Origin of the sequence: Facklamia sp. 7083-14-GEN3 (assembly GCF_024742075.1) — a bacterium.
Taxonomy (GTDB): Bacteria; Bacillota; Bacilli; order Lactobacillales; family Aerococcaceae; genus Facklamia.
In genome coordinates, this window is sequence record NZ_JANSGD010000001.1 from 628,241 (window position 1) to 641,109 (window position 12,869).

At 37.5% G+C, this 12,869-nt stretch carries 10 protein-coding genes; 2 read left to right on the forward strand and 8 right to left on the reverse strand.

Going from position 1 to position 12,869, the window contains the following annotated elements:
• Positions 1 to 34: 34 nt before the first annotated feature.
• Entirely contained in the window at positions 35 to 1,315 is a 1,281-nt protein-coding gene (tig, locus tag NW240_RS02960) for a trigger factor (RefSeq protein WP_258435965.1), read from the reverse strand.
• Positions 1,316 to 1,526: 211 nt separating this feature from the next.
• On the opposite strand from tig, the gene recU reads away from it, so the two are divergent.
• Together recU and NW240_RS02970 are read left to right on the forward strand one after the other, a co-directional pair.
• Positions 1,527 to 2,132 (forward strand): Holliday junction resolvase RecU, encoded by a 606-nt coding sequence (gene recU, locus NW240_RS02965; protein ID WP_258435967.1) that lies wholly within the window; start codon positions 1,527 to 1,529, stop codon positions 2,130 to 2,132.
• A gap of 27 nt (positions 2,133 to 2,159) precedes the next feature.
• Positions 2,160 to 4,634, forward strand: coding sequence for a transglycosylase domain-containing protein (locus NW240_RS02970; protein WP_258435968.1), 2,475 nt, complete (start codon positions 2,160 to 2,162; stop codon positions 4,632 to 4,634).
• A gap of 104 nt (positions 4,635 to 4,738) precedes the next feature.
• Here NW240_RS02970 and NW240_RS02975 read toward each other — a convergent pair whose 3' ends face one another.
• The 7 genes from NW240_RS02975 to NW240_RS03005 are packed head-to-tail and all read right to left on the reverse strand — an operon-like array spanning position 4,739 to position 12,856.
• Positions 4,739 to 5,467, reverse strand: coding sequence for a DnaD domain-containing protein (locus tag NW240_RS02975; protein WP_258435969.1), 729 nt, complete (start codon positions 5,465 to 5,467; stop codon positions 4,739 to 4,741).
• 19 nt (positions 5,468 to 5,486) lie between these two features.
• The gene (gene asnS / locus NW240_RS02980) at positions 5,487 to 6,785 is read right to left on the reverse strand and encodes an asparagine--tRNA ligase (RefSeq protein ID WP_258435970.1); all 1,299 of its coding nucleotides are present in this window, start codon (positions 6,783 to 6,785) and stop codon (positions 5,487 to 5,489) included.
• Positions 6,786 to 6,800: 15 nt separating this feature from the next.
• Positions 6,801 to 7,277 carry a hypothetical protein gene (locus NW240_RS02985; RefSeq protein ID WP_258435971.1) on the reverse strand — a complete coding sequence of 159 codons (477 nt, stop codon included), beginning with the start codon at positions 7,275 to 7,277 and terminating at the stop codon, positions 6,801 to 6,803.
• Positions 7,278 to 7,313: 36 nt separating this feature from the next.
• Positions 7,314 to 9,848 carry an exonuclease domain-containing protein gene (locus tag NW240_RS02990; protein ID WP_258435972.1) on the reverse strand — a complete coding sequence of 845 codons (2,535 nt, stop codon included), beginning with the start codon at positions 9,846 to 9,848 and terminating at the stop codon, positions 7,314 to 7,316.
• 17 nt (positions 9,849 to 9,865) lie between these two features.
• Positions 9,866 to 11,089 carry a CCA tRNA nucleotidyltransferase gene (locus NW240_RS02995; protein WP_258435973.1) on the reverse strand — a complete coding sequence of 408 codons (1,224 nt, stop codon included), beginning with the start codon at positions 11,087 to 11,089 and terminating at the stop codon, positions 9,866 to 9,868.
• Between the two features lie 4 nt (positions 11,090 to 11,093).
• Positions 11,094 to 11,624, reverse strand: a complete 531-nt coding sequence (locus NW240_RS03000; protein WP_258435974.1) for a YpiB family protein — start codon at positions 11,622 to 11,624, stop codon at positions 11,094 to 11,096.
• Positions 11,625 to 11,659: 35 nt separating this feature from the next.
• A complete protein-coding gene (locus NW240_RS03005) occupies positions 11,660 to 12,856 on the reverse strand; it encodes a lipopolysaccharide assembly protein LapB (protein ID WP_258435975.1) in 1,197 nt (398 codons plus the stop codon).
• Positions 12,857 to 12,869 lie beyond the last annotated feature (13 nt).

Sequence of the window (12,869 nt, forward strand, 5' to 3'; positions counted from 1 at the left end):
ATCCCTCTTTTGTTTTTTCTTCTATTTAAGTATCCTATTTTTCTTCAACTGAGTCAACAATTAAGCTCATTGCTTTCTTCAAGCGAATATCAGACTTCAACATATCTTCAGTCACATATTGTTTCACTTGATCAGCTGGCATACCATATTGTCCCGCTAGCAATTCAATTTCTTTATTAACTTCTTCTTCGTTAACTTCAATGTTTTCTTTTGCCACGATAGCTTCTAAGACTAGGTTTGTTTTAGTTCTTAAGTCTGCTTCTTCTGCAAATTGATCATGTAAGTCTTCACGAGTCGTACCAGAAATTTGATAATATAGGTCTTCATTAATTCCTTGACGCTTTAAGTTATTTAAGAAGTGATCCATTTGACGGTGAATTTCTTCATGAACCATTGCTTCAGGCATTTCGACGATTTCAGCATTTTCAACAGCTTGACGTAATGCTAAATCTTCAATGATTTCTTTCGCTTGGTTTTCTTTTTCTTCTTCCAACTGAACACGTACTTTGTTACGTAATTCGTCTAGGCTTTCCACTTCGTCATCTGCATCTTTAGCAAATTCATCATCCAATTCAGGTAATTCTTTTACCTTCACTTCGTGAACATGCACTTTAAAAATAGCTTCTTGACCTGCTAATTCTTCTGCATGGTATTCTTCTGGGAAAGTTACCTTAACTTCCACATCATCACCCGGTTTAGCACCTACTAATTGGTCTTCAAAACCAGGAATGAATGAGTTAGAACCTAATTCGAGTGAATGGTTTTCTCCTTTACCCCCTTCGAATGGTTCACCATCACGGAAACCTTCATAATCGATTACAACTGTATCGCCTTCAGCGGCTGCTTCATCCTTAACTACTAATTCAGCTAATTGTTGACGCTTTTCTTCCAAACGTTTTTCTACATCTTCATCATTTACTTGGCGGTCTTGTTTTTCAACAGTTAAACCTTTGTAGTCGCCTAATTTAACTTCTGGTTTTAAAGTAACCTTAGCAGTAATAACCCATGGCTTACCTTTTTCCATTGATTCAATATCAATTTCAGGTTGAGTGACTGCTTCAATTTCAGCTTCTTCAACAGCTTTTTGATAAGCACCTGGAATTAGTTGGTTTAATACTTCTTCATATAATGAAGCTTCACCGTATACATTGTTGAAGATTTGACGTGGCACTTTACCTTTACGGAAACCAGGTACTGAGATATTTTTACGAACTTTGTTGTAAGCTTTATCTAAGCCTTTGTTAATATCTTCCACTGGAATTTCAAAAGTTAGAACTCCTTCATTGACTGAGCTTTTTTCAAATTTTGTTGTCATAATTATTCTTCCTCCAAGACTAGTATATAATTTACATACCCATACATTTTAACGAAATTACATGCTTTTGTAAACAGTAAATCAATATTACCAATAAAGTCTAATAAAATTCATTTTTTATTGTTAGAGTAGGTTTTAGAATAAGTCAAAAATTGTAACTAGGTATCTTGCTAAAAATTCGTTATAATAAGACTTATTGAGGAGTGAGTCCATGATTAATTATCCGGCAGGACAAGGTCCGCGTTTTAAACTTAAAAGCAATCAAGTTAAACCCCAAAAAAGAACTCAGTACGGCAGTCGAGGTATGTCTTTTGAAGAAATGATCAACCAGAGTAATGCTTATTATCTTAATCGTCAACTGGCCGTGATTCACAAAAAACCGACACCGATTCAAATTGTCAAAGTGGATTACCCTAAACGGTCAGCCGCCCGCATTACTGAAGCCTACTTTCGTCAAGCTTCAACTACTGACTATAATGGGGTGTATTTGGGACGTTATATTGATTTTGAGACTAAGGAGACGCGTAATAAGACCTCTTTCCCCTTATCGAATTTACATGACCATCAGATTGAACATATGAAGCAATGTTATCAGCAAGGAGGTATTGTCTTCTTATTGATATACTTTAGGACACATGATGCTATTTATCTTATTCCCTATCCCCTGCTTGAAAATTTCTTACAAAAAAACCAAAAACAAAGTATCCCTTATGATTATATCCAAGCCAATGCTTATGCGTGTCCTCAAGGTAAATTTCCTATTTCAGTGGATTATTTAAGTGCCTTGGACGCTTATTTAGAAGAAGCAAATCAATAAAGTTTCTAATAGAATCGAGGAAAATATATGGTGACAGGAAGTCGCGTAGAAAGAAAAAAATATCATCAAAAGCATCCCCATAAAGGATGCAAACCCAATTATATGACCTGGCTCAAGCGCCTTGTGATAATAGGCCTTTCTTTGGGCCTAGTGGCTTTAATAGCTGGTGCTAGTCTCTTTACCTATTATGCCATGTCAGCCCCAGAGATTACCCAAGATGATTTAACCGGACAAGTATCATCCAAGGTCTTCGACAATCAAGGTAATTTGGTCAAAACTTTAGGTGGTAAGAACCGTGATTTAATGACCGCTGATGAAGTCCCAGAGGTTTTAAAGCAAGCTGTCTTAGCGATTGAAGATGCTCGCTTTATGGAACATAAGGGAGTCGACCCTATCCGAATTGTTGGAGCAGCCCTAGCCAACCTTAGGGCTGGTGACATTCGTCAAGGAGGGTCTACCATTACCCAACAGTTAGTCAAGCTATCGGTCTTCTCTACTAAATTTGAAGATCAAACTCTAGAAAGAAAAGCTCAGGAAGCTTGGTTATCATTGAAGTTGGAGCAAGATTATTCCAAAGAAGAGATTTTTTCTCTCTATCTTAATAAACTATTTTATTCCAACAACGTTTATGGGGCGAAGACAGCTGCCCGGACTTTCTTTGATAAAGAATTGAAAGACCTAACGTTGGCAGAAGCTGCCTTATTGGCTGGCTTGCCTCAAGCACCTACTCAGTATGATCCCTATCTTTATCCAGAAGTTGCCCAAGAGCGACGGGATACAGTTTTACAGGTCATGCTTAATCGTCAAATGATTAGTCAATCCCAGTATGATGAAGCAATCGGCATTCCAGTCAGTTCGATGTTGACCGCTTTAAATGATGACACTCTTAGCGAAATGGACCTAATGGTCGATGCCTATATTGATGTGGTAGCTCAAGAGGTGCAAGATAAAATGAATTTAAATGTCTATACTGATGGTCTTGAAATTTATACCAATCTCGATTTGGAGGCTCAAAAATATCTCTATCAAACGGTTCAAGATGCAAGTGGCAATATCTTCCCTAATGATGAAATGCAAACAGCGGTTTCTATTATTAATGTCGATAATGGACAACTCACTGCCCTATCTGGTGGACGGAATCAAGAAGTCGCTATGGGGCTTAACCGTACAACCACTCTTAACCGTAGTATCGGGTCTACTATGAAACCATTAGCTGATTATGGACCAGCCATTGAATACCTCAACTATTCAACTGGACAAACAGTCGTTGATGAACCTTATACTTATACATCGGGTGATGAGATATACAATTATGATCGAGGCTATAAAGGTAAACAAACGCTCAGAGAGGCTTTGGTGGGCTCACGTAATATCCCGGCCTTGAAACTCTTACAAGAAGTAGGGTTGGATAAGTCCTATTCCTTCTTACAAAAAATGGACATTAATATCAAAAATAATAATCAAAGAGAGTTAGTCGAATCGAATGCCATTGGGGGTGAAATGACTCCAATTCAATTATCGGCTGCTTATGCAACAATTGCTAATTATGGTAACTACCATAAGCCTTATACCGTTAACAAAGTTGTCACTCAAGCAGGAACTATTCAAGAATTCCAAGCGGAAAGTCGTCAAGCTATGAAGGACTCCACTGCCTATATGTTAGTAGACATCCTAAAAGGTGTTCCTGGAACCTTTGCTGAAAAAGCCGCTGTAAATGGTCTCTACCATGCTGGAAAGACCGGAACAACCAACTATTCCACCCAGCAACTATCAGAAATTGGCATTGACCCACAAAGTTTTGCTGCACCGGATGCTTGGTATGCCGGATTCACACCACAATATGCCATTGCCACTTGGGTAGGATATGATGATCCATACAAGGCTGGCAATCAACTAAGCTATCAGGATTCTCTTATTCCTCAGATGATTTACTCTGAGATGATCCAATACCTTATGCAAGAAGTGCCTGTAGTCGATTGGCAAAAACCGGAGTCGGTTGAAGTAGCTGAAATTGAAAAATATACCCAACCACTTCTAAAACCAAGTCCACAAACGCCAGCCAACATGCGGTCAAATGAACTCTTTGTCAAAGGCAGTCAACCGACCCAAATTTCACAGGTTTACAAAGTATTAGCCTCACCAACTGGCTTTGATGCTGAATACAATGAAGAAACTGAAGAAATCGAAGCCAAGTGGGATCCTTTAACCATTCAAGGCAGCTTCGAATTAAGACTGAATGGTGAAATTGTTTATTCTGGAACCGAAACCGAATTTAAAGTGCCTGCACCTGCTCCTGGTTATTATGAATTAGGCTTGCGCATTGTCGATGGTAATTCTGCTTCTGATCAACTGATTATAAACTTTGATCTAACAGTTGAAGAAACTACTACAACGACGGAAGAGACAACTCTTGAAACCATTGAGTCGACTCTGGCTCCTGATCCTAACCAACCCGATCCAGAAGAAGGCTTGAATACATTCGAGAGTATTGATGGACCTTAACTCTTAAAAAGCTTCATCTTTCTTAAAGGAAGATGAAGCTTTTATTTAAATAAAAATAAAACCTAGCTGTTCGATAAGTTTTATCGTTTAGCTAGGCTTTTTCTTTATTTATTGTTATGCCATTTTAGAATAGGTATTTTCACCTTGGATGTTTGGCTGGGTTTTTCTGAATGCATGGTCTGATTCTGCTGGCTATATTGCTTACTCGCCTCCATAGCCTCATCAACGGTATGAATATTCTGTTCTTGCCAATTGAGTAGAATGCGGTCGATGTATTTTAAATTAAAAACTTGACGAACGGTCGCTTCTTTTAGGGCTTGATAGACTAGATCAGGCTGGTAACCATCCTTTTGAATCCATTGGTAAAGTGTTTCTAACTCCACACTTGAAAGGGACCGACCAAATTCTTCTTCAAAAACTTGTATTAATTGTCCAGCCTTAACTTTCTGATCAGGTTGAGACTGGTTATTAGTCAGTGATTCTACTTCATTAGTATTTTGATCAGTCACTAGTTGATCTAACTTGTCGAATAAAGGGCGCAAAGTATAGTGGTCAGTTTGTTTACCTTCTCCATCCGGTACCAATTCAATATTGAGATAATTCTTATCCAGCAAGGAATTAAGTGTTTCATAAAGCAGATCACTCTCCCAAGCAAATTGATTGGATAAATTTATAATGGTATCTGCTGATTGGGATTGGTTAATTTGCTTCAAGAGATAAGTAATAAATAAAAATTCATTCGAGTTAAGGCCTAGTTGACCAAAGTGATCAATTAAAAGATTCGGTACCATGGTGTAACCCGATTTCATCCAATCGTAAACTGAGTTTGCCATTGGTCCAGCTCCTTACTTTTTATGGGTAGAGACGGTTTAATAGACGTGGGAATGGTGAGGTTTCACGGATATGTTCAATACCAGAAATCCAAGCAACCGCTCTTTCTAAACCTAATCCAAACCCAGAACATGGGACTTTACCGTACTTTCTAAGATCTAGATACCAAGCATATACTTCCGGATCTAAATTAAAGTTTTTAATATTTTGGGCTAAAGTCTCATAATCATCGACCCTTTGAGAACCACCAATAATCTCGCCATATCCTTCTGGCGCTATCATATCGGCACATAAAACGGTTTCTGGATTATCAGGGTTAACTTTCATATAGAAAGGTTTGATAGAGCGTGGCCAGTTCACAATAAAGACTGGTTGTTCATTTTGGTTGGCAATGAAAGTTTCATGCGGTGAACCGAAATCATCCCCCCACTCAATATCATCAAAACCATTATCTTTTAATAATTGAACAGCATCCGTATATTCAATGCGTGGATAAGGAAGTTGAGTATACTTTTCAAGCACCTCAACATCCCGTCCAAGTGTTTCCAACGCCATGCTGCAGTTGTCAATCACATTACGCACTAAGTAAGCTACATATTCTTCTTGGACTTTTAAGCTTTGTTCATGGTCAGTAAAGGCCATTTCTGGCTCCATCATCCAGAACTCAATCAAGTGACGGCGTGTTTTAGATTTCTCCGCTCTAAAGGTTGGTCCAAAAGAGAAGACCTTACCAAAAGACATAGCGGCTGCTTCCATATATAATTGACCAGATTGAGAAAGATAGGCATCTTCTTCAAAGTATTTAGTATGGAAGAGTTCAGTGGTTCCTTCGGGTGCAGATCCAGTTAGAACGGGTGGATCAATCTTGATAAAGCCACGGTCATTATAGAATTCATAGGTCGCACGAATAATCTCGTTACGAATTTGCATAATAGCATGTTGGCGACTAGAACGTAACCATAAATGACGATGATCCATTAAGAAGTCTGTTCCGTGTTCTTTGGGTGTAATTGGATAGTCATGACTTTCGCCAATCACTTCTACTGAATGAACTAAAAGTTCATACCCTAATGAAGAACGGTCGTCAGCCTGGACAGTTCCGATTAATTTTAAACTTGATTCTTGACCCAAACTCTTAACAGTGTCGAATACTTCATCTCCTACCTCCGCTTTAAGAACAATTCCTTGGAAGTATGTTCTACCATCGCGCAATTGTAAAAAGGCAATTTTGCCGGAAGAGCGTTTGTTCGTTAACCAAGCGTTGATTTGAACTTTTTGATTTAAATGTGATACCGCTTGGTCCATAGTAATAATTTCCATCTTTTTTCCTCCTACTTATATGTTCGATATGGTTTGAATCCACTCGCCAGTTTTGGCAGAGAGTAGATAATAAGTGATGGTGTTATTGTCATTCTTTAAAGTCATTTCCCAGACAGGTTCCGATTGATAAAGACCTAAGCGAGCTTGCATAATCTCAGGATCTTCGATTTGGCTGGCTGTCACGGATTTTGCTTCTTCTTCAGTAAACAATTCGTTTACAGAATAATATTGAATGCCTCCACCTTCTCGTTCAATAATAGCATAGTGTTGCTGATTATTCTCGTCAAAAAAATCAAGAGCAAAGGTTGCTTGATCAATGGTAGTCCAATAAAAATTATTAACCTTATCTACCTCATAATCATAAGACACCAAAGCTAAAGCTTCTTCTTGAGCCAAGTTATAAGCTGTCTGACTTCTCATAAAAACAGCTAATAAGGCTATCATGATTGACAAGGTGATGAATGTCAAGATTGAAACCGTACGTTTACTCATAAGTTTCTATGCTTCCCCTCTAAAATATTCTATCCCTTATTGTAAATTAAATTCTACTAGATGTTCAAGCTTCTGTCTGATTTCTTTAGAATAATATTTGGTAAAGACACGATCATCTAATAAACAGAAATTTTGACAGTTAAAGTGGCGGTCTAAATAGTCGAAGGCTATGGAAAAGTCGACTAACATGCGATCAATTAACAAGTGGTCAAAGATTAAATCGAATGGAATATTCAAGTGGCCCGACAAAGCTAGAATATAAGCATCTTCTAAGGACCTAAAAGGTAGCCGTAACCAGAAAATTTGGCATGGCCTTTTATCCAGGGTCCAATTTTCATTTAAGAGCGACTGCCATTGAATAACCAAAATCGTATCACAATCATCCATAGCTAATCGTCTTATTTTATTTAAGGATCCAGAGACATGTTGGCCTAAGAGACGAACTTGTTCTTGTTTTTTTAACTTGCCTTTTATTTGGCGATAAACGTCAATGGCTTGTTGGCGATTATTGACAATAATTAAACTTAAAGGAGGAAGGTCCTCTGCTTGAATACTTTCAAGCACATTCTCTCCGATTAAACGCCCTTGTTCTATGTCTCGTTGTTGATTTTGACTATCCTTAGCAATCCAATCAAAAGGTACTTGAATGGCTAGCTTTTCAGATTGCTGTGGTAACTGCAAATAAGTATATTGATCAAGACCTAACTGGTAATAGCTACCACTATTTAAGCGGAAGTGCAAATCACCTGGACTAAAGAGTAAGACTTGTTTAAAGCTTTCAAAAGCTTGTTGGTATTCTTGAACTAGACGTATCGGCTTCCAAGTCAGTTGAAATTGATAGTAGCGGTCTTCTATTTGACTCACACGGATAGTTAAATAGCCTTCAGATTGACCCATCTTAGCTTGGAAGTTGTCTAATTTATTTAAGAAGGCCTGTAAATGAACCGTTTTAACTTTAAGGTGATGCGGATTATTTACTGAAAGATCTTTTAAAGCTTGTTCTTGCAGCAAATTCTTCAGTGCTTTATGCATTTGCTGTTGAATGCTTAAGATAGCTTGAGTGGTTGTCAAGGATACTTTGACTTCCCTTATTAATTCACGATCAACTACTTGAAAATGTCTGTCTTGAACTTCACTCTCCAAAAGATTCAAAACTTGACGGATTAAATTAATTAAATGATCCATTCTTAAGATTGAAGCTTGAATGGAAGGATGGGTTCGGTCTTGATGGTATAAGATATCCAAGACTTGTTGGCATATAATTAAGAGTTGACTGTAAGCCAACTGGATTTGGTGGAAAAAGGACAATTGCCTTGTTAATAAACTAAGATTATCACATACTAAAATCTCATGTTTATTAAAGCGTGCCTCTTGACTAGCTTCTTCCATCAAATAGCCGGTTTGAGTCAGCACTACCGCTTGATTTTGGTGGTTAGATAGGGCTTTTTGGTAAAAAAAGGATGCTTTATAATTAGGATAAAGCCCTTGATTAAAACGTTTGATTTGGTCTTTAATCTTCAATTCATGGTTCATTTCCATCAGTAACCCTGTTTTGGTCTCTTCTAACCAAACCAAGGTAGAAGCAATTACCAGAATTTCTTGCTGATTTAATTGGGAAATCACCACTTGATCAAGGTAGCACTTAAAATGATCTAAATGTAAATATTGACTCGGTCTCAATAAGAAACTAAAAGTAATGTCTTCTCGCTTTAAGAAAGTAGCCCACTCTTCAAGAGCCGATTGACTAGAAACAGCTAACACCAGAGAGGCTTTTTCTTCACGCAAGACGGCAAGTAACCAATGCTTAATCACTAGTGGATCAATCGGCCGCCATTGCCCTTCTACTACTAATCGATTGGTAGTTTGCGTTTTTTCTAACAACCAATTAACCTGAGCTTTTGCTTTAGGCTTTAAAAGGTCTCCTTGATCAAGCGTTGGTTTTTCATCTAATTCCGCGTCTGATTCTTGATTGAGTATGAATTGCTTCGGTTGTTGGAAGAAAATTATTTCTTGTTTATCTAAAGCCTGAGCCAAATCCAATAAAAGTGTTTGCGTTTGATCTGGCAGTTGCATCCATTTGCTAGCCATGGCATTTAGTATTTTTGCGGTAATTTGAGCATCTGCTAGGGCTTGATGGGCCTGAGTAAAGGGAATATCTAAATACAGGCTCAAGTCTGTTAGATTGAATCCTAAGGCCTGAGGAAAGATGATTTTAGCTAACTTTACTGAATCGATGGCTAAAGGGTTAAAGTCAAGACCACATGCTTGGAAATGATGCTGCATAAAGGTTAAATCATGGTTGAGATTATGCGCTATAAAGAGGCAATCCTCCAAACGCTTAAACCATAAGTTTGCCACCGATTCAAAACGAGGTGCTTGATCGACCTCTTTTTGCGAGATACCGGTTAATTGTTGAATATTTTGTGGGACCTCACGTTCAGGATTAATCAACATTTCATATTGGCCAATAACCTGACCTTGATCAATGATAACCGCTCCAATTTGAATAATTCTGTCTCCACTGTCCAGACGTGGCCCGGTTGATTCTAAGTCGACGATGGCATATTTCATGAAGTCCCTCCTCTATTCTAAGAATTTTTATTATTTTTAAGCCAGTTAATAATCGCATCCGTTTGATTAACTAATTCTTTTCTGATTACCTTTGCTTCGATTTGGTCGAGCAATTGTCCAATCACTGGCCCGCCTTTTTCCATTTTAAGAACTTGCATAATTTGTTTGCCATTAACAGCTAATTCTTGCCGCTTTCTAATAGGTAAGTTATTTATTAATTCTTCCATTTCATTTTTTGTAGCCATTTGATTTGTGATTTCTAAATAATTATACATATGATCAATCACCACTTGATCATAGTCATAGATAGTTTCGATGGTTAAGGTCTGTTGGATAATTTCATGGTTAAGCTTTAAGAAAGCGACTACCTGGTCCATTAAACGATTAGATAAGGTCCACTGCTTCATCAATCTTCTTTGCGTTTTTTCATCATTGATTTCCATTCCCTTTAATAACAATGACCAAGTAATTAGTGGGCTTAGGCCTTGATGCCCCCGCGTTTGATGGGATAAATATGATAAACCTTGTACATAATCAAATTGATTGGCTTGAGGGAAAGACTTCTCCAACTTGGCATTTTTAAAGAACGGAATGGTCTGTGATAGATAAGATCCTGCCATCATCTTTTCCAATTCAATTCGAATACGTTCAATGGAAATCTTAGAAAAATTGCTAGCTAATTGAGACATAGCCTCGAAGGTTTGCTCTTCTAATTGAAAACCTAACTGAGAAGCAAAGCGAATGCCCCGCATGATTCTTAAGGCATCTTCTTGGAAACGCTCTAATGGTAACCCGACTGCTCTCAGCAGCTTATCTTCTAGGTCTTGATAGCCACCATGAAAATCATATAGCTCGCCCTTGGCATCAACTGCCATCGCATTGATAGTGAAATCTCGTCTCAAAGTATCTAATTTGAGATTTCTAACAAATTCGACATGATCAGGACGACGGTAATCAGAATAAGTCGATTCGGTTCGGAAAGTAGTTATTTCATAAGAGTTTCCTTGATATAAAACTACAATGGTGCCATGCTCAATCCCTACATCAAAGTGTTTAGGAAAGATGGTTTGAATCTCTTGAGGGAATGCGGACGTAGCAATATCAATATCCCCTATCGTTTTTTCTAAAAGAACATCCCGAATAGCACCTCCAACAAAATAAGCCTCATAGCCATGAGACTCAATTTTGTTTAATACAGGAATGGATGCTTGAAAAAGCGGATCTTGTAAAGATATTTGCATATTATCACTCCAAACCGGATCGATATTGATCAATCCATCGATCAATTTTATCATAATTATTTTTTTCTAATGCGTCATTAATCTTATTCATAATTATTCGTTTATAAGCTTGGCGGCTAATCTGATCTAAGCTTTGATTGACTTGATCTAAATCTTTCATTTGAATAGGAACAAAAGGATTCTCTTTTAAGACACCCCTTTGCATAGCTTCTAATTGATAATCAGCTATATCAAATTCTAAATAAAAAGGCTGATCCTTTTTAAGAGAGTTCAAGCGAAAATCATGAAAGGCTTGATCAATTCGATGGTAAATATAATCTTCTTTATAATAAACCAAAGCCTGGTCTTGCAAAGGCGGATAAGCTATCTTAATCCCTCTTGGGGCATATATCACATCATGTGAGAATTCAATCCATTGAAGCTCACTGGGTTTCATTTGTAAGTAGGCTAAAAATATCATTATCTCGCGATTGGGATGGGGATGGTTGAGAATAATCCAATTTAAAAATAAATGTTTATCTTGAATATCTTCCATGGTCTTACCTCCCTCATAAGTTTTCAAATGATTGACTAGCTATTAGACAATTGTTGGATCATATCAGATAAATCTTTAGCAAGAACTTGTTGGTCCCAAGCCAGTTCTAAATAAGTTTTGGCTTGCTCTTTTTGTCCTTGATAAAATAATATTTTCCCTTTTAAATAGGCCAAGAGTGACTCGTCGATGGCTTGTAAATCAAACTTTTCCATAAATAAGTCTGCCTGTTGATAGTCTTTTTGATCGATATAATAAGTCACATAGGCGGAGAGAACTAAAAATTGATCTTCAGCATTATCCAATAAAGGGTAATAGTCCTCCAATAATTGAATCAGCTTGGCCGTATAGACGCCCATTCGATCAGCCAAACGCAAACAATCCATAACCAATCCATCATAAGGTGGAAGGCTTTTTAGTAGTTGATCTAAATGGCTGGCAAATGCGGCGGAATCTTGCAAATAGGTTAAGTTTTCTAATTGTAAGAGTCGTAATTCAAAATGATCAGGATCCAGTTGGAGACCCAGCTCGCAGAAATGATTTGATCGATCAAAATCATTCATTTGGGCATAAAAATGCGCCAATAAATAACATTCATCAGCTGTTTCAATCGTCAAGTCTTCATTATCTTGATTGAATAAGGCGTTAATTTTTTCGGTATCAATTCTCTCACTGCTTAAATAAAGGGCTAATAGGTCCGTCCGCCACTGGCGCCTTAAAAAATCATCTTCTGAAATAAAATACTCCATCAAGGTCTCAAGATAATAGATTGCTTTTTCGTTAATACCTTGTATACGATAGAAGGCACTCATTTGATGATAAGCTCGGTAGTCTCTAGGATAATCATTAATGATAGCTTGTAGTTCTTTGCGCGCTTCATTTAAATGCCCTACCTTAAGATTAACATCCGCTAGTAACAACCGACCTTCTATATCAAGGTCTTGTTTGTCAACTTTATCTAACCATTGATAGGACTTATCATATTGACTAACAGTGGCATAGCTTTGACCTAAAAGAAAGGCAAGCGGTGAAGACGGAAATTTTTGATAGAGATCTTGATAGGCTTGGATCTGAAGATTTCGGTAACCTGATTGACCCCAAAACTCAATTCGTTCTAATAATTGATAAAAAAAAGCTTCATCAAGACTTTCTATTCTTTTTAATTGGCGTTTAAAGAGCTTATATTGGTCCTCAATCTGATTGGTAGTCTCCATTAAATCAAAAAATTTATCCATTTTGGCTCCCTCC

Coding starts and splice junctions, on each gene's coding strand:
- tig (WP_258435965.1), bottom strand. CDS start 1,315: ATGACAACAAAATTTGAAAAAAGCTCAGTCAATGAAGGAGTTCTAACT.
- recU (WP_258435967.1), top strand. CDS start 1,527: ATGATTAATTATCCGGCAGGACAAGGTCCGCGTTTTAAACTTAAAAGC.
- NW240_RS02970 (WP_258435968.1), top strand. CDS start 2,160: ATGGTGACAGGAAGTCGCGTAGAAAGAAAAAAATATCATCAAAAGCAT.
- NW240_RS02975 (WP_258435969.1), bottom strand. CDS start 5,467: ATGGCAAACTCAGTTTACGATTGGATGAAATCGGGTTACACCATGGTA.
- asnS (WP_258435970.1), bottom strand. CDS start 6,785: ATGGAAATTATTACTATGGACCAAGCGGTATCACATTTAAATCAAAAA.
- NW240_RS02985 (WP_258435971.1), bottom strand. CDS start 7,277: ATGAGTAAACGTACGGTTTCAATCTTGACATTCATCACCTTGTCAATC.
- NW240_RS02990 (WP_258435972.1), bottom strand. CDS start 9,848: ATGAAATATGCCATCGTCGACTTAGAATCAACCGGGCCACGTCTGGAC.
- NW240_RS02995 (WP_258435973.1), bottom strand. CDS start 11,089: ATGCAAATATCTTTACAAGATCCGCTTTTTCAAGCATCCATTCCTGTA.
- NW240_RS03000 (WP_258435974.1), bottom strand. CDS start 11,624: ATGGAAGATATTCAAGATAAACATTTATTTTTAAATTGGATTATTCTC.
- NW240_RS03005 (WP_258435975.1), bottom strand. CDS start 12,856: ATGGATAAATTTTTTGATTTAATGGAGACTACCAATCAGATTGAGGAC.